This window comes from Micromonospora sp. NPDC049051, from assembly GCF_043197575.1.
Taxonomy (GTDB): Bacteria; Actinomycetota; Actinomycetes; order Mycobacteriales; family Micromonosporaceae; genus Micromonospora.
In genome coordinates, this window is the sequence record NZ_JBICTL010000009.1 from 41,855 (window position 1) to 58,593 (window position 16,739).

The following is a 16,739-nucleotide window of genomic DNA, read 5'->3' on the forward strand; positions in this document are numbered from 1 at the left end:
TGCCGCGCCGCGGTCATTCGACGGTACACCGTGTACGCGAGGAGTGAGCTTGCGAGCCCCGCAGTCGCGCACAAAGGGAACAGTTGCGCGCGCACCGAGCGAGCTTGCGAGCCCCGCGAACGCGCACGATCCGATCATCGTGCGCGCGGATCGGGCCTGCGAGCCCGACAATTACGCGTAGGGCGAACCGGGTAAGCCGGCGTGACGCGAGCTCCTCACCCGACCTCCCGTCCGCCCGGTCACGCGGTTCGAGGGGCCGGGCGTGGAGGGTGCCTCCACGCCACCGGCCTCCACCGTAGTCCGGTTCGCTGAGAGCCCGCTGAACGTCCGCTCGATCGGCGCCCAGGTGACGGCCCGCGCGGGAGGGCTCAGGCCCGGGCGTACACCTCGGGCTTGAGCACGCCGACGTAGGGCAGCTCGCGGTAGCGCTCGTCGAAGTCGAGGCCGTAGCCGACCACGAACTCCGTCGGGATGTCGAAGCCGACGTACTTCACCGGCACCGGCACCTTGACCGCGTCGGGCTTGCGGAACAGCGCGACCACCTCGACGCTCGCCGCCGAACGGGACTCCAGGTAACGCAGCAGCCAGGACAGGGTCAGACCGGAGTCGACGATGTCCTCGACCACGACCACGTGCCGGCCGGCGATGTCCCGGTCCAGGTCCTTGAGGATGCGGACCACCCCGGAGGAGGTGGTGCCCTGGCCGTACGAGGAGACGGCCATGAACTCCAGCTCGGCGGGCGGCCCGCTGCGGCCCAGCGCCCGGGCGAAGTCGGCCATGAACATCACCGCGCCCTTGAGGACACAGACCAGCAGGAGCCCGTCATCGACGTCGGCGTAGTCCGCCGAGACCTGCTTGGCGAGTTCCGCGGTCTTCTCGCGGATCTGCGCCTCGGAGATGATCACGTGGTCGATGTCGGCGTCGTACCAGGAGCCGTCAGACATGGCTCCTAGCCTGCCGTACGCCCGACGGTCCCCGTCGGCGGGGCCGCCCCTTTCGAGCGCGGCCCCGCCCTGCACAAAGGTCGCCAAGGGTGCGAACCACCTCAGCAGACCCGCGACCGCCAGCGGCGGCCGTCGTCTGACGGCTTCCAGTCGGCCGAGTCCCGGCTGTCGGCGCCGAGGCCGGCGACCGAGGCCAGCGCGAGGATGAGCAGGAAGAAGAGGAAGAACAGGATCTCCATGGCGGCGCTCGCTTTCGCATGATTGCTGTGGTTTTCGCCGCCGGTGCGCACCGGACTGGAACCAGTTTCCGCCGCCGGCCGCCGCCCGGACAGTGGCAGGAATGCCACTGCTCCTCGATTTCCTGCCATCATCGCGGTTACCCTCGTCACATGCTCAGATCGGTCGCCGTCCTCGCCCTGGACCGGGTCGCCACGTTCGAGCTCGGAGTCCTCGCGGAGGTGTTCGGGACCGACCGCACCGCCGACGGGTTCCCCGACTACCGGTTCCACGTGTGCAGCCCCGACGGAGCCCCGGTCCGCACCTCGTCGGGATTCCACCTGACCCCGCACGCCGACCTCGGCCCGATCGAGGAGGCCGACCTGGTCGCCGTCCCCGCCCACCAGCCGGGCACCGTCGTACCGGCCACCGTGCTCGCCGCGCTGCGCCGCGCCGCCGACCGCGGGGCGTACGTGTTCAGCGTCTGCTCCGGCGCGTTCGTGCTGGGTGAGGCCGGTCTCCTCGACGGCCGGGAGTGCACCACCCACTGGCGGTACGTCGACGAGCTGCAACGTCGCCACCCGACCGCCAGGGTCCGGTGCAACTCGCTCTACGTCCAGGACGGCCGGCTGCTGACCAGCGCCGGTACGGCGGCCGGCATCGACGCGTGCCTGCACCTGGTCCGCCAGGAACACGGCTCGGCGACGGCCACCCGACTGGCCCGGCGGATGGTGGTGCCCCCGCACCGCGACGGCGGGCAGGCGCAGTACGTCGAGGCGCCCATCCCCAGGACCCCCGAGGCGCCGACCCTGGAGCCGCTGCTCGAGTGGCTGATGGGGCACCTGGACCATCCGGTCACCGTCGACGAGCTGGCCGCGCGGGCGGAGATGTCCCCGCGTACGTTCGCCCGGCGGTTCCGCGCCGAGACCGGCACCACGCCGCACGACTGGCTGACCAACCAGCGGGTGCTGCTGGCCCGGCGGCTGCTGGAGGAGACCGGGCTCAGCGTCGAGGCCGTGGCCGACCGGGCCGGCTTCGGCGACTCGGCGGCGCTGCGGCACCACTTCGCCCGCCGGGTCGGCGCCACCCCGCACACCTACCGGGCCACCTTCCGCGAGCGCGTGGAGGCCTGAGCCCCGGGCCCTCGGCGACGGACCACGGCCACCGTCAGCGGGGCCGACGGCACGCCCGGGGCGGCCGTCCGCTCACCAGCCGAGCATCCCGCCACCGATCCGGGGCTCCGAGCCGACCACGTGACCGCCGTCCGGCAGCCGCCAGATCGCCTGCCCGTGCCCGAAGACCGCCGGCTCCTGCGCGACGGCGATCTCGTGACCCCGGGCCCGCAGCTCGGTGACCGCGGCCCGCCCCTCGGCGGTGGCCACCAGCTCCGGCTCGACCAGCACCGACCGACCGGCGTGCCAGTACCAGCGCGGCGCGTCCAGCGCCGCCTGCGGGTCGAGCCCGCCGTCGAGGGTCGCCGAGACCAGCTGCACGTGCCCCTGCGGCTGCATGTGCCCGCCCATCACCCCGAACGGGCCCACGGGCCGCCCGTCGCGGGTGAGGAAGCCGGGGATGATCGTGTGGTACGGCCGCTTCGCCGGCCCCACCACGTTGGGGTGGGCCGGGTCGAGGCGGAACCCGAGCCCCCGGTTCTGCAGCGCGAAGCCGTGCCCGGGCGGCACCACCCGCGAGCCGAAGGCCAGGTAGGTCGACTGGATCAGGCTGACCATCATCCCGCCCGAGTCGGCGGTGCAGAGATAGACCGTGCCGCCGCGCTCCGGATCGCCGGCGGTCGGCTCCCCGGCCCGCTCGGTGATCAGGGCACGGCGGGTCGCCGCGTACGCCGGGGAGAGCAGCGCCTCCGTCGGCACCGGAACCCGCTGCGGGTCGGCGACGTGGGCGTGCGCGTCGGCGAAGCCGAGCTTCATCGCCTCGATCTGCCGGTGCAGCCGCTCGGCGAGGGGCAGCCCCGCGAGGTCGGCCCCGTCGAGGATGTGCAGCGCCAGCAGCGCCGCCAGGCCCTGCCCGTTGGGCGGCAGCTCCCAGACCTCGTGACCGCGGTAGCGGGCGGACACGGGGGTCACCCAGGTCGAGGCGTGCCCGGCCAGGTCGTCGCCGGTGAGCAGGCCGCCGGTGCGGGCCGCGTGCGCGGCGAGCGCCTCCGCGATGCCGCCCCGGTAGAAGTCCTCGGCCCCGGTGTCGGCGATCAGCCGCAGGGTCCGGGCCGCGTCGGGGTTGCGCCAGCGCTCCCCGGCCCGGGGGGCCCGCCCGCCGGGCGCGAACAGCCGGTCGAACTCGTCGAACTCCGCCCCGGTCGGGCCGGGCGCGGCGAGCGCGCGGGACCAGATCGCCGCCACCCCCGGGGAGACCGGGTGACCGTGCTCGGCGTAGCCGATCGCGTCGGTGAAGAGGTCGGCGAAGGGCAGCGAGCCGAACCGGTCGTGCAGGTCGCGCCAGCCCGCCGGGGCGCCGGGCACCGTCACCGGCAGCCAGCCCCGGGCGGGCATCGCCGGCCCCGCCCACTGGGCGCCGCCGAGCGCGTCGACCGGGGCCGCGCCGCGCCCCCCGGTCGCGGCGAGCACCAGCTCGCGGGTCAGGGCCGCCGGGGACCGGCCGGAGGCGTTGAGGCCGTGCAGCCGCTCGCCGTCCCAGACGATCGCGAACAGGTCGCCGCCGATGTCGTTGGACGGCGGCTGCACCACGGTCAGGGTGATCGCGGTCGCCAGGGCCGCATCGACGGCGTTGCCGCCGCGTCGCAGCACGGCCAGGCCGGCGGCCGCGGCCAGCGGCTGGCTCGTCGCCACCGCGCCCTGCGGCGCGAAGAGCGGCTGTCGGGGGTACGCCATGCGCCATGTCTACCGCCTGCCGGCGAATCCCGCGGCCCCGGAACCGGCCCCCGGGGCCACGGCGCCAGCGGATCAGCGGGAACCGGCGACGGTGAGCCGGCCGTCGTGGCGGAGCACCCGCAGCCCGCCCGGCAGGTGCGCCGGCCCCTGCCCCCGCCAGCCCGTGACCAGCGCCTCCAGGGCCGCCACGTGCCGGTGCGACAGGGCGGCGGGCAGGGCGCCCAGCTCGCGGGCCCAGGCGTGCAGCACCCGGCCGCGTACCGCTGGCGCAAGCTCGGCCAGCGCCCGCACCGCGAGCCCGCCGTCGGGGTGCCGGACGCCGGCCAGCGCGGCGTCGGCCACCTCGTCGAGGACGGCGTTGTCCGCCGCCACGAGCCGGGCCGTACGGGCCAGGTTGTCCAGCACCCCCGGCCCGAGCGCGCGGACCAGGGCGGGCAGCAGGTCGGCCCGGACCCGGGCCCGGGCGTACGACGGGTCGGCGTTGTGCGGGTCCTCCCAGGGGCTCAGCCCGAGCACCGCGCACGCCGTACGGGTCTGTTCCCGGCTGACCTCCAGCAGCGGGCGCAGCAGCGGCACCCCGTCGAGGTCCCGCCGGGCGGGCATCCCGGCCAGGCCGCGCGGGCCCGCGCCCCGGGCGAGCGCGAGCAGCACCGTCTCCGCCTGGTCGTCGCGGGTGTGCCCGGTGAGCAGGGCCACCGCCCCGAGCCGGTCGGCCACCTCGGCGAGCGCCCCGTAACGGGCCTCGCGGGCCGCCGCCTCCGGCCCGCCCGGTCGGCCGGCCACCTCGACCCGCACCGACTCGACCGGCGCCAGGCCGACCTCGCGGGCCCACGTCACCACCGCCGCGGCCCGCCGCGCCGAGCCCTCCTGGAGGTCGTGGTCGACCGTCACCAGGCCGGCGGCGCGGCCCATCCGGGGCGCCACGAACGCGGTGGCGGCGGCCAGCGCGAGCGAGTCCGCGCCGCCCGAGCAGGCGACCAGCACCGGGCCGCCGGGCGGCAGGTCGGCGAGCGCGCGGCGGACCGCGACGCGGATCGCGGCCACCGGCGGGGCGAGCGCGGCCACCGGCGTACGGTCAGCCGACGGTCGGGGCCGGGCCGACCGGCCCGTGCACCCGCGCGACCCAGGCGTCCGGGTCGCCGAGCTCCTCCAGCCGGGGCAGGGTGAGCGGCGAGCCGAAGATCTTGTTGAAGCCCTCCATGCCGACCCGGTCCACGACTCCGTGCACGAACTTGCGGCCCTCGGCGTACTGGCGCATCTTGACCTCGATGCCGAGCAGCCGGCGGATGGCCTTCTCCAGCGGGTTGCCGGCCTCCCGGCGCCGGTTGAACGCCGCCCGGATCCGCTCGACGCTCGGAACGACCTGCGGGCCGACGCCGTCCATGACGAACTCGGCGTGCCCCTCCAGCAGGGTCATCAGCGCGGTCAGCCGGTCCAGCACGGCCCGCTGCGCCGGGGTCTGCACGATGTCCAGCACGCTGGTGCGGCTCTCCGGGTCCTTGATCGCGTCGGAGAGCGTGGCCACGCCCCGGCGCAGCCGCTCCAGCAGGTGCTCGCCGCCGCTGGACGACGCGTCCACGAAGGCCTGCACCTCGCTGAGGAAGTACGCCCGCATCCACGGCACGGCGGTGAACTGGGTGCGGTGGGTCACCTCGTGCAGGCAGACCCAGAGCCGGAAGTCCCGCGGGTCGGCCCCCAGCTTGCGTTCCACCTCGACGATGTTCGGCGCGACCAGCAGCAGCTGCCCCGGGTCGGCGGAGAACACCTCGTACTGGCCGAGGACGCGGCCGGAGAGGTACGCCAGCACGGTGCCGGCCTGCACTCCGGTGACCCGGGAGCCGATCGCCTCGGTGAGCGCGCCCGGCTGCTTGTCCTTCGTGAGCCGGCCGACCAGCGGGGTGATCACCTCGCGGAGCCCGGCGATGTTGGTCGCCGCCCAGTCCCGCCGGTCCACCACCCGTACGGGCGGGTGGGACACCTGCGAGCGCAGGCCCGTGTAGTCCGCGACGTGCCCCGCCGCCTCGTCGGTCAACCGCCGCAGCTCAGCGACCACGTCGGTGGCCTCGGTGTATGACACCCGGGGGCCCGACTTACTCAGCGCCCCCGCGGTCGCGGCGGCCAGATCCCAGTCCACGAACTGCGCCATGCACCCCACCGTACCCGCGCCGCGACACCCCGGCCCGGGCTCGCGCCGGCGATCGACGCCGGCGCCACGCCTGCCGGCGCCCGGCCCCCACGTGCCCGGCGACCGGCACGGCGGCCCGTCCGGGGGCCGGTCAGCGGCAGCCGCAGCCGGCCAGGGCGGCGCCGATCCGGTCCAGTGCGCCCCGGGCCGCCGTCAGCCCGTCGGGGGGCACCGCGTCGGTGAGCACCGCGAAGGTGAGCAGCCGTCCGTCGGCCGTACTGACCAGGCCGGCGATGGCGTGCACCTTGGTCAGGGTCCCGGTCTTGGCCCGGACCACCCCGGCACCGGCCTTCGTCGCCGCCGTCTCGTACCGGTCGGCGAGGGTGCCGGACCAGTCGGCGACGGGCAGGCCGCCGAAGATCGCGGCCAGTTCGGGGCGGCTGCCGGCGCCGGCGAGCGCGATCAGGTCGGTGAGCAGCGAAGGGCTGATCCGGTTGCTGCGCGACAGGCCGCTGCCGTCGGCGAGGGTGAGTTCGTCCGCCGGCAGGCCCAGCTCCCCCGCCACCGCGTCCATCGCCGCGCCGGCGCCGACGAACGAGGCGGGCTCGTTGCGGGCCAGCGCGACCTGCCGGGCCAACGCCTCGGCGATGATGTTGTCGCTGTCGCTGATCATGATGTCGACCAGCCGGACCATCGGCAGCGACTCCACCCTGCCCAGCTCCGCGCCGGGCCCCGGAGCACCGGTGGCGGAGGCCGTGGTCGCCGCGGGGGCGGTGCCCCGGGCGACGGCACCGGCCGGCAGGCCGAGCAGCCGGGCGAACGCCCGGCCGGCCGCGAGGTCGGGCTGGGTCACCCGCTCGGCCCAGTGGTTGCCGGCCGCCGCGTCCTTCTTCGCGCGGGTCACGTCGCTGCGGGCCCCGTCGGTCATCAGCGCCGTGATCGCGCCGCCGTAGCCGCCGGTGGGGATGTCGTCGTCCCAGCCCGGCTCGAAGAGCGGACCGGAGTAGAGCGACGAGTCGACCGTCACCTTCGTCGGCTTCGTGCCGGCGAGGGCGTCGCGCACCTGGCCGGCGAGGTCGTCCAGGCGGGCCGCGCCGGGGTAGAAGCCGTTCTTGTCGACCGCCAGCGTCGGGTCCCCGCCGCCGACGATCACCACCTCGCCCGGTGCCGCACCGGCCACCACCCGGGTCGGGATGCGGTACGCCGGACCCCGCGCGGCGAGCACCGTCACGCCGGTGACCAGCTTGGTCACCGAGGCCGGCACCGTGCCGTCGTCCTCACCCCGGCCGAAGAGCGGCTGGCCGGTGGTCACGTCGGCCACCGACACGTGCACCCGGTCGCCGAGGGCGGGCACGTCCACCAGCGGGGCGAGCGCGGCGCGTACACCCTCGGGGGTGGGCATCGGGGCGTTCGCGTCCGCGCCGGCCAGCACCGCCACGGGCGCCGGTTCCGCGGCCGGCGAGGGGGTGTCCCGGCCGGCGGACCCGTCGCCCAGCCAGTCCGCCACCGGTCCGGGGCGGACCACGGCGATCCCGACGGCGGCCAGCACCAGCACGAGCCCCGCCGCCAGCACGAGGGGCAGGGCCCGCCGACGCCGGGGGGCCGGCGCGGGCGACGCGGGCGGCTCCGGGGCACCTGGGCCCGGTGGCCCGCCGGCGGGCCGGGTCGCGGCGGCGGCCCAGAGATCCGTCGACCCCGGCGGAGCTTCCTGGCCCGACGGGCCGGTCGCGCCGACCTGGCCAACGGGACCGCTCAGGACGCCGGGACCACCCGGAACGCCAGGACCGTTCACGACGCCGGGACCGCTCAAGCCGCCCGGGCCGGCCGGACCGCCGGGGCCGCCCGGGGTGCCGGGACCGGCCGCACCACCGGGGCCGGCCGGGGCGCCGTTGGCCGGGGGCGGACCGGGTGTCAGGTCGGCGGCGCCGGGGGACGCGGCCGGGCGGGGAAGATGGGCGTCGGGCACCGGGAACCGGCCGGTCGCGCCGCCGGAAGCAGATCGCCCGGTACCCCGTCCAGCGTCGGTGTCCGGACGGTAGTGTGAATCTTCCCTCCCCACGGCCCCCTCCTCGCCCCGCGAAAATCTGCTTGGGTGACACTACTTCGGTCCGAACACTATGCGGCGGCCGGAGCCTGCGGGTGGGCATTCACCCGTGCGGGGGCGGCGTGCCGCTGGTTTCCGTTGGCCAGCGTGGGCAAACGAGGGAGCGTGCAGATGGATTTCGACGTGACGGTTGAGATCCCCAAGGGTCACCGCAACAAGTACGAGGTCGACCACGTGACCGGCCGGATCCGGCTGGACCGTACCCTCTTCACCTCCACGCAGTACCCGGCCGACTACGGCTTCATCGAGGGCACACTGGGCGAGGACGGCGACCCGCTGGACGCGCTCGTGCTGGTCCCCGAGCCCACCTTCCCCGGCTGCCTGATCCGGTGCCGCACCATCGGCATGTTCCGCATGACCGACGAGAAGGGCGGCGACGACAAGGTCCTCTGCGTGCCCTACGAGGACCCGCGCCAGGAGCACCTGCGCGACATCCACCACCTCGGCGAGTTCGACCGGCTGGAGATCCAGCACTTCTTCGAGGTCTACAAGGACCTGGAGCCCGGCAAGTCCGTCGAGGGCGCCACGTGGGTGGGGCGCATCGAGGCCGAAGCGGAGATCGCGGCGTCGTACCGGCGCGCCAAGGAGGCCGAGGCGCGCGGCGAGTCCACGCACTGACCCGGCACCGACCACCGACGGGCCCGGGGGCCGCTCAGCCGAGCAGCCCCCGGGCCCGTTCGTACAGGTCGAGCACCGCGCAGGCGACGGGCACCACCGACACCACCAGGGCCGTGTCGGTCAGGTCCGCGATCCGGCCGACGTACGGGGAGACCGGCCGGCGGGCGTACGTGGTGCCGGCGGCCACCGCCACGAGGGCCAGCGCCAGCCCGCCCACGACCAGCGCGAGCCGGCCGGTCGCGCCGGACCGCTCGACGAGCACGGCGCCCAGCACGGCGTACCCGGCGAGGCCGGCGGCGACGGTGGGCACCCGGTGGCGCAGGGCCACGAAGAGCCGGGAGCGCAGCAGCAGGACGGCTGCGGCGACCGCCACCAGCAGCCGGCCGGCCGTGCCGCCGGAGAGGCTCAACACCACCGCGGCGGCGACCGCGAGCACGGCGTGCCCGAGCAGCATCCCGGTGAGCATCTCCTCGGTGCGGGCCACCGCCGCGTAGACCCGGTCCCGGTCGGGCAGCTCGCGGGCCCGGTCGGCGCCGCCCGGCTCGCCGCTGGGCAGGGTGATCGGGGGCAGCGGCACCTTGCCGAGCCGGATGGCCAGCAGCGGTACCGCCCCCACGGCGAACACCAGCACGCAGAGCAGCACCGCCGCCGTACCGGCCGGGCTGAGCAGCAGTGCGCCGAGCGCGGCGAGCGCGCCCGCGAGCCCCGCGGTGGCACCCGCCACGAAGACCCGCAGCCGGGTGGCGACGCCGACCAGCCCGAGCACCGACACCAGCAGCAGCGCCACGGAGCCGGCCAGCAGTTCGGGCGCGCCGACCCAGCGCAGCCCCGGGACCGGCCCGACCGGGTCGCCGGAGGCGACCGCGAGGGCGCCCGCCACCGCCGCGTAGGGCAGGGCGTAGCCGCCCAGGGTCGCGCCGGTTGACCCGTCGGCGTGGGCGCGGGACGCCACCACCCCGGCGAGGGTGAGCAGCAGCGCAACCACGGCGGCGGCCGGCCAGGCCGCCTCGTGTGCCGGGCCGCCGGCCGCCACGGCGAGCAGCCCGACGGCCAGCGGCACGGCGGCCCCGGCCAGGGCGGCGGCCCGGGTGGCGCCCGGTGACCACGCCCCGCCGCGCCGCCGGGCCCCGTCGGCGATCGCCTCGACCACGTCGTCGTACTCCAGCTCGGGCCACTGCGCGCGGGCCGGCACCAGGTGCAGCACCTCGCCGTCGCGTACGCCCTGTGGCAGCAGCGCCTGGGCGGTGGCCAGGACCGCCCCGTCGGTACGCCGCAGCACCCAGCCGCCGTGCCGCTCGCCGTCGTCGGCCAGCCCCTCGCCGGCGTGCCGCAGCACCTCGGGCAGCAGCTCGGCCAGGGGCACCTGCTCGGGCAGGGCGACGTCCACCCGCCGCTGGGGGGCGTTGATGGTGACCCGGGCCAGCCCGATATTCATCGACTGATCTCCATGTTTGGCGGGGTTGGTGGCTGCGCGGACGACAGGACTTTACCTACCATGAGCCAGGCTCGGGTTACCGAGCGCTGTCAGGAGGTCGAGTGTCCACTGTCGTCATCAAGCGACCACCTCGCCGCCCGGCGCCGGAGATCCCGGTGGGTGAGCTGCCGGTGGACGCGCCGCCGGAGATCCCCGCCGTCGCCGGCGGGCGCTGGCAGCAGCTGCTCATGGTGCTGCCGATGCTGGGCGGCACGGTGGCGATGGCGATGATGTTCGGCCGCGGCGGCGGCGCCTACTCGTACGTGGTCGGCGGGATGTTCGGGCTTTCCTCGCTGGCGATGCTGGTGACGTCGTGGGGCAGCGCCTCCGGCACCCCGAAGAAGTCGGAGATGATGGCCGCCCGGCGCGACTACCTGCGGCACCTGACCGTGCTGCGGCGCCGGGTGCGGCAGACCGCCGGGCAGCAGCGCGCCGGGCTCTACTACCGGCATCCGGATCCCGGCCGGCTCTGGTCGACCGTCGACAGCCACCGGGTCTGGGAACGCCGCCCCACCGACCCCGACTTCGCGGTGGTCCGGGTCGCCGTCGGCCCGCAGACCCTCGCCACCCCGCTGGTCCCTCCGGTCACCCGCCCGCTGGAGGAGCTGGAGCCGATGACCGCCGGCGCGCTGCGCCGCTTCCTGGACGCGTACTGCGTGGTGCCCGACCTGCCGGTGGCGCTCTCCCTGCGCAGCTTCGCCCGGGTCTTCGTCCGCGACGTCGGTCCGGCCGGCGACGGGCCCGCCGCCCAGGCGCTGGCCCGGGCGATGCTCGCCCAGCTCGCGGTCTTCCACGCCCCCGACGAACTGCTCGTCGCCGTCTGCGCCGGGCCGGAACGGCGGGCCGCCTGGGAGTGGGTCAAGTGGTTGCCGCACGCCCACCACCCCACCCGCACGGACGCGCTCGGCCCGGTCCGGCTGGTCACCAGCGCGGGGACGGAGCTGGAGGGGCTGCTGGACGAGGTGCTGGCGAGCCGGTCCCGGTTCAGCCCGGCCGGCCCGGCCACCGACGGCCCGCACGTGGTGGTGGTGCTCGACGGGGGCGACCTGACCGGGGCCACCGACCTGACCGGCGACGGGGGCATCGACGCCGTCACGATCATCGACCTGGACACCCCGCCGCCGCGCCTGCTGGACCGCTTCGCGCTGCTGCTGGAGCTGCGCGGCGGCCGGCTGCACTCCCACTCGGCGGAGGGACACGCCGAGGTCGGTACGGCGGACCGGCTGGACCTCGTCGACGCGGAGGCCGTCGCCCGGCGGCTGGCCCCGCTGCGGCTAGCCACGGCGGCACGCGGCCCGGACGCCCCGCCGGGCGCGGAGCTGGGCCTGCCCGAGCTGCTCGGCCTCGGCGACCCGGAGAGCTTCACCGCCGAGCAGGGGTGGGCGCCCCGGTCCGCCCGGGAACGGCTGCGGGTGCCGATCGGGGTGGGCACCGACGGCGGCGCCATCGAGCTGGACCTGAAGGAGTCGGCGCAGGACGGGATGGGGCCGCACGGCCTGCTGATCGGGGCGACCGGCTCCGGCAAGTCCGAACTGCTGCGCACGCTGGTGCTCGGGCTGGCCGCCACGCACAGCTCGGAGCAGCTCAACTTCGTACTGATCGACTTCAAGGGCGGCGCGACCTTCGCCTCCTTCGACCGGCTGCCGCACACCGCCGCGGTGATCACCAACCTGGCCGACGCGCTGCCGCTGGTCGACCGGATGGTCGACGCCATCAACGGCGAGCTGGTCCGCCGCCAGGAACTGCTGCGCCGGGCCGGCAACTTCGCGAGCCTGCGCGACTACGAGCGGGCCCGCGCCGCCGGCACCCCGCTCGCCCCGCTGCCGTCGCTGCTGCTGATCTGCGACGAGTTCTCCGAGCTGCTCTCGGCCAAGCCCGACTTCATCGACCTGTTCGTGCAGATCGGCCGGCTGGGCCGGTCGCTCGGCGTGCACCTGCTGCTGGCGAGTCAGCGGCTGGAGGAGGGGCGGCTGCGCGGGCTCGACACCCACCTGTCGTACCGGATCGGGCTGCGGACCTTCTCGGCGTTGGAGTCCCGCACGGTGCTCGGGGTGCCGGACGCGCACGAGCTGCCCCGCTCCCCCGGCCACGGCTACCTGCGCTTCGGCACCGAGCCGCTGGTGCGCTTCAAGGCCGCGTACGTCTCGGGGGCGCTGCGCCGGCGCGGCGCGACGCCGGGCGCGGGCGGCACGGGGGCCCCGCGACTGCTCGCCTTCTCCACCCACCTGGTGCCCCGGCCGGAGCCGGTCGGGCCGCCCGCCCTGCCCGCCACCGCCGACGAGGGCGGCACGGAGAGCCTGCTGGAGCTGATGGTCGACCGGCTGGCCGGGCAGGGGCCGCCCGCCCACCAGGTCTGGCTCCCGCCGCTCGGCCCGGCGCCGGCGCTGGACGAGCTGCTCGGGCCGGTCGGCGCCGACCCGGCGCGCGGCCTCACCTTCGGCAATCCCGAGCTGCACGGCGCGCTCCAGGTGCCGGTCGCGGTGGTCGACAAGCCCTTCGAGCAGCGCCGCGACCTGCTCTGGCTGGCGCTGGACGGCGCCGCCGGGCACGTGGCGGTGGTCGGCGGTCCGCAGAGCGGCAAGTCGACCGCGCTGCGCACGCTGATCTGCGCCCTGGCACTCACCCACACCCCGGCCGAGGTGCAGGTCTACTGCCTCGACTTCGGCGGCGGCGGGCTGGCCGCGCTGCGGGACCTGCCGCACGTCGGCGGGGTCACCGGCCGCGCCGACCCGACGGCCGTGCGGCGTACGGTCGGCGAGATCGCGACCCTGCTGGTCGACCGGGAGCGGCACTTCGCCGAGCTGGGCGTGGAGTCGATGGCCGCCTGGCGGCAGCGCCGGGCCGCGCTGGCGGGCACCGGCCAGCCCGGCACCGACCCGTTCGGCGACGTGTTCCTGGTGGTGGACGGCTGGGCCACCCTGCGCGGCGAGTACGACGACCTCGAACCGCTCGTCACCGACCTGGCCACCCGGGGACTGTCGTACGGGGTGCACGTGGTGGCGACGGCGGTGCGCTGGCTGGACTTCCGGCCGGCGATCCGGGACCTCTTCGGTTCCCGGCTGGAGCTGCGCCTCGGCGACCCGGCCGACTCGTTGGTGGCCCGCCGGGCGGCGACGAACGTGCCGGAGAAGACCCCCGGCCGGGGCGTCACGGCGGAGAGCCTGCACTTCCTCACCGCCCTGCCGCAGCTGGCCGCCTCCACGGGGGACACCGCGGACCTGGTCAAGCGGGCCGCCGAGGGCTGGACCGGGCCGGTCGCGCCTCCGGTGCGGCTGCTGCCGCCGGTGCTCCCGTACGCCGAGTTGGACCTGACCGCGACCACCGGCCTGCGCATCCCGGTGGGGATCGCCGAGGCGGACCTGCGTCCGGTCGTGCTGGACTTCGCCACCGAGCCGCACTTCGTGGTCTTCGGCGACGCCGAGTGCGGCAAGTCGTCGTTCCTGCGCGCGCTGGCCATCTCGATCATGACCCGGTTCACCCCGGAGCAGGCCCGGGTCATCCTGGTCGACTACCGCCGCAGCCTGGTGGACCTCACCGAGTCGGCGTCGCCGCACCTGATCGGGTACGGCTCCGCGGCGGCGCACACCACCGACCTGATCGAGTCCGCCGCCGGTTACATGGCGGGACGGGTGCCGGGGCCCGACGTCACGCCCACGCAGCTGCGGCAGCGGTCGTGGTGGTCCGGGCCGGAGCTGTTCGTGCTGGTCGACGACTACGACCTGGTCGCCAGCGGGCCGGCCAACCCGCTGCGTGCCCTGGAGGAGCACCTGCCGCACGCCCGCGACGTCGGGCTGCACCTGGTGCTCGCCCGCCGCTCGGGCGGTGCCGGCCGGGCCCAGTACGAGCCGCTCGTGCAGCGCCTGCGTGAACTGTCCACCTCGGGCCTGGTGATGGCGGGCAGTCCGGAGGAGGGGGCGCTGGTCGGCCCGGTCCGGCCCGGCCCGCTGCCCCCGGGACGCGGCCGGCTGGTCACCCGGCGCGAGGGCGTACGCCTGGTCCAGCTGGCCCATCTGCCCCCGCCGTGACCGGTGTCCCCAGAACGCCCCGCAGGACCTCCGGGAACCGGTAATCTCCGATCGTCATGTTTGCGTCGCGATGAATGCCTGAGGATGTGACGACCGTGCGGCACAGTTGTCCGCCAGCGGCTCGGCGGATCGCCGGACGTACGTTGCTCGGTGTGGCCGTCGCCGCGGTATCGGTCGCGGTCCCGGTCACGGCCGCCGACGCCGCCCCTCGGCAGCCCACCGCCCGACCCGTCCTCCAGCAGCCGGCCGCCGTCGGGGTGGCGCTCGCGGCGCCCGACGGCAGGAAGCGTCCCGACCAGGTCCGCGACGACCAGTGGCAGCTCGACCTATTGCAGGCGAGGACGGCGTGGCGCAGCTCGACCGGTAAGGGGGTCACCGTCGCGGTGATCGACTCCGGTGTGGACGCCGACCACCCCGACCTGGCCGGCCAGGTGCTGCCCGGCCTCGACCTCGTCGCGCCCGACGGGGCTGCCGGCGACCCCGATCCGGTCGGCCACGGCACCACCGTGGCCGGGCTGATCGCCGGCCGCAACGACGACGAGCGGGGGGCCGTCGGCCTGGCGCCGGACGCCCGGATCCTTCCGGTACGCGTCCTCGACGCCGAGAACCGCTACGACGACGCGCTGATCGTCGCCAAGGGGGTGCGCTGGGCCGTCGACAACGGCGCCCGCGTGATCAACCTGTCCCTCGGCGGCAGCGGCGACAGCCCCGCCCTGGCGGCGGCGCTCGACTACGCCTTCGTCCGGGACGTCGTCGTGGTCGCCTGCACCGGCAACCTGGGCACCTCGTCCAACGCGAAGGTCTGGTACCCGGCCCGGGAGCCGGGCGTCATCGCGGTCGCCGGCTCGGAACGCGACAGCGACAACCTCTGGTCCGGTTCGATCACCGGACGGGCCACCGTGCTCACCGCCCCCGCCACCGGCCTGGTCGGGGCCCGGCCGGGCGGCTACTGGCGGGTGCAGGGCACCAGCTTCGCAGCTCCGCTGGTCGCCGCCACGGCCGCGCTGGTACGGGCCCGCTACCCGCAGATGTCCGCCGGCGACGTGGTCAACCGGCTGCTCACCACCGCCCGCGACATCGGCCCGACGGGCCGGGACGACCGCTTCGGGTACGGCATGGTCGACCCGGTCGCCGCGCTGAACGCCGAGGTGAGCCCGGTGGGCCGCAACCCGCTGGACGACGACTCCTCGCCGGGCGTGGTCGGGTTCGGTCCCGCGCCGGGAGCGGCGCAGCCCGACATCGCGGGGGTCAACGGCGACCCGCTCGGCTTCACCGTGCCGCGCCAGGAGTCCCGGTGGGCGGCGCAGCCGGCGGGTGCACACCAGGACACCACGCCGGAGCGGCTCTGGACGGGGGCCGCGTTCTTCGTCGCCCTGCTGACCGGGGCGGCGCTGACGGTGCGCCGGTTCCGCCAGTGGACCCCGCTGGGCTCGCCACGACGGCCGGCCGGGACGTGGCGGCGGCCGCCACCGTCACGCTGAGCCGGAAGCGGGTCTGAGCGGGTCGCGTCCCGGGTACGACGAGTTGTCATGAGCCCACCCGGCCCGCGTACCCTCGCCGCCCCGCCGCGTGCCTCATGGCGCGGCCGTCGGCTGCACCCGGATGGTCCCCGGGGCCTGCGGCTGACCCTCGCGGCGGCCGCCGTGTTCCTGGTGGCGGTGCCGTTCACGCTGCTGGCGGTCCTGGTCCTGGGAGCCTGGCCCCCGCTGCGCCGACTCGACACGGCGGTCACCGACGCGCTGGCCGGGCACGCCGCCGACCACCCGGCCTGGGTGAGCCTGATGACCCTCTGGACCGAGGTGTTCGCCCCGATGCCGCTGCGCGTGGGGGCCCTGGTCCTGGTGCTCTGGCTGCTCCGCCGCGGGGCCCGGCAGCTGGCGGTCTGGGTGGCCGTCACCATGACGGTCGGCGGCCTGCTCGGCCCGCTACTCAAGCTGCTCTTCGGCCGGTCCCGGCCGGAACTGCCCGATCCGGTGGCCGAGGCGCCCGGCCTGGCCTTCCCGTCCGGGCACGCGCTCAACGCCGCCCTCGCCGCCGGGGTGCTGCTGGTGGTGTTCCTCCCGCACGCCCGCCCGGCCCCGCGCCGGGTGGTGTGGACGGCCGCCCTGCTGCTCGCCCTGGTCACCGGGTTCAGCCGGGTGGCCCTCGGCGTGCACTGGACCAGCGACGTGCTGGCCGGCTGGCTGCTCGGCGCGGCGGTGGTGGCCGCGACCGCCGCCGCCCTCACCGTCTGGCGGGCCACCCCGCCCGGCAGGCCGGCGCCACCGAAGGGCCCGGGACCGGCGAACGGCCCGGAGCTGGCGACGGGTCACGGGCCGACGGCAGAGCGCAGGCCGGCGACGGGTCGCGGGCCGACGGCAGGCCACAGGCCGGCGCAGGAAAGCTGA

Annotated in this window: 12 protein-coding genes; 5 read left to right on the plus strand and 7 right to left on the minus strand. The window is 76.0% G+C overall.

Going from position 1 to position 16,739, the window contains the following annotated elements:
* Nucleotides 1-368 precede the first annotated feature (368 nt).
* Nucleotides 369-944 carry a hypoxanthine phosphoribosyltransferase gene (gene hpt, locus ACGFIR_RS28285; protein ID WP_392997960.1) on the minus strand — a complete coding sequence of 192 codons (576 nt, stop codon included), beginning with the start codon at nt 942-944 and terminating at the stop codon, nt 369-371.
* Nucleotides 945-1,045: 101 nt separating this feature from the next.
* Entirely contained in the window at nt 1,046-1,183 is a 138-nt protein-coding gene (locus tag ACGFIR_RS28290) for a hypothetical protein (RefSeq protein ID WP_392997959.1), read from the minus strand.
* Between the two features lie 150 nt (nt 1,184-1,333).
* On the opposite strand from ACGFIR_RS28290, the gene ACGFIR_RS28295 reads away from it, so the two are divergent.
* A complete protein-coding gene (locus ACGFIR_RS28295) occupies nt 1,334-2,293 on the plus strand; it encodes a GlxA family transcriptional regulator (protein ID WP_393148229.1) in 960 nt (319 codons plus the stop codon).
* A 72-nt stretch (nt 2,294-2,365) separates the two neighbouring features.
* Here the strand turns inward: ACGFIR_RS28295 and ACGFIR_RS28300 are convergent, their stop codons facing one another.
* From ACGFIR_RS28300 to dacB, 4 genes are all read right to left on the minus strand, one after another.
* Nucleotides 2,366-4,006 (minus strand): gamma-glutamyltransferase family protein, encoded by a 1,641-nt coding sequence (locus ACGFIR_RS28300; RefSeq protein WP_393148231.1) that lies wholly within the window; start codon nt 4,004-4,006, stop codon nt 2,366-2,368.
* Between the two features lie 72 nt (nt 4,007-4,078).
* The gene (gene tilS, locus ACGFIR_RS28305) at nt 4,079-5,071 is read right to left on the minus strand and encodes a tRNA lysidine(34) synthetase TilS (protein ID WP_393148233.1); all 993 of its coding nucleotides are present in this window, start codon (nt 5,069-5,071) and stop codon (nt 4,079-4,081) included.
* Between the two features lie 10 nt (nt 5,072-5,081).
* Nucleotides 5,082-6,152: a zinc-dependent metalloprotease gene (locus ACGFIR_RS28310; RefSeq protein ID WP_392997955.1), complete on the minus strand. Its 1,071-nt coding sequence runs from the start codon at nt 6,150-6,152 to the stop codon at nt 5,082-5,084.
* A 130-nt stretch (nt 6,153-6,282) separates the two neighbouring features.
* Nucleotides 6,283-7,713, minus strand: a complete 1,431-nt coding sequence (gene dacB / locus ACGFIR_RS28315; RefSeq protein ID WP_393148365.1) for a D-alanyl-D-alanine carboxypeptidase/D-alanyl-D-alanine-endopeptidase — start codon at nt 7,711-7,713, stop codon at nt 6,283-6,285.
* 633 nt (nt 7,714-8,346) lie between these two features.
* On the opposite strand from dacB, the gene ACGFIR_RS28320 reads away from it, so the two are divergent.
* Nucleotides 8,347-8,853: an inorganic diphosphatase gene (locus ACGFIR_RS28320; RefSeq protein ID WP_392997954.1), complete on the plus strand. Its 507-nt coding sequence runs from the start codon at nt 8,347-8,349 to the stop codon at nt 8,851-8,853.
* 34 nt (nt 8,854-8,887) lie between these two features.
* On the opposite strand, the gene eccD is transcribed toward ACGFIR_RS28320, so the two are convergent.
* Entirely contained in the window at nt 8,888-10,288 is a 1,401-nt protein-coding gene (eccD, locus tag ACGFIR_RS28325) for a type VII secretion integral membrane protein EccD (protein WP_393148235.1), read from the minus strand.
* Between the two features lie 101 nt (nt 10,289-10,389).
* Between eccD and eccCa the strand changes: the two genes are divergently transcribed.
* The 3 genes from eccCa to ACGFIR_RS28340 all read left to right on the plus strand — a co-directional run bounded on the left by eccCa (nt 10,390) and on the right by ACGFIR_RS28340 (nt 16,739).
* Nucleotides 10,390-14,352: a type VII secretion protein EccCa gene (eccCa, locus tag ACGFIR_RS28330; RefSeq protein WP_393148237.1), complete on the plus strand. Its 3,963-nt coding sequence runs from the start codon at nt 10,390-10,392 to the stop codon at nt 14,350-14,352.
* 74 nt (nt 14,353-14,426) lie between these two features.
* Nucleotides 14,427-15,833: a type VII secretion-associated serine protease mycosin gene (gene mycP, locus ACGFIR_RS28335; RefSeq protein WP_393148239.1), complete on the plus strand. Its 1,407-nt coding sequence runs from the start codon at nt 14,427-14,429 to the stop codon at nt 15,831-15,833.
* A 48-nt stretch (nt 15,834-15,881) separates the two neighbouring features.
* Nucleotides 15,882-16,739, plus strand: a complete 858-nt coding sequence (locus ACGFIR_RS28340) for a phosphatase PAP2 family protein (RefSeq protein ID WP_393148241.1) — start codon at nt 15,882-15,884, stop codon at nt 16,737-16,739.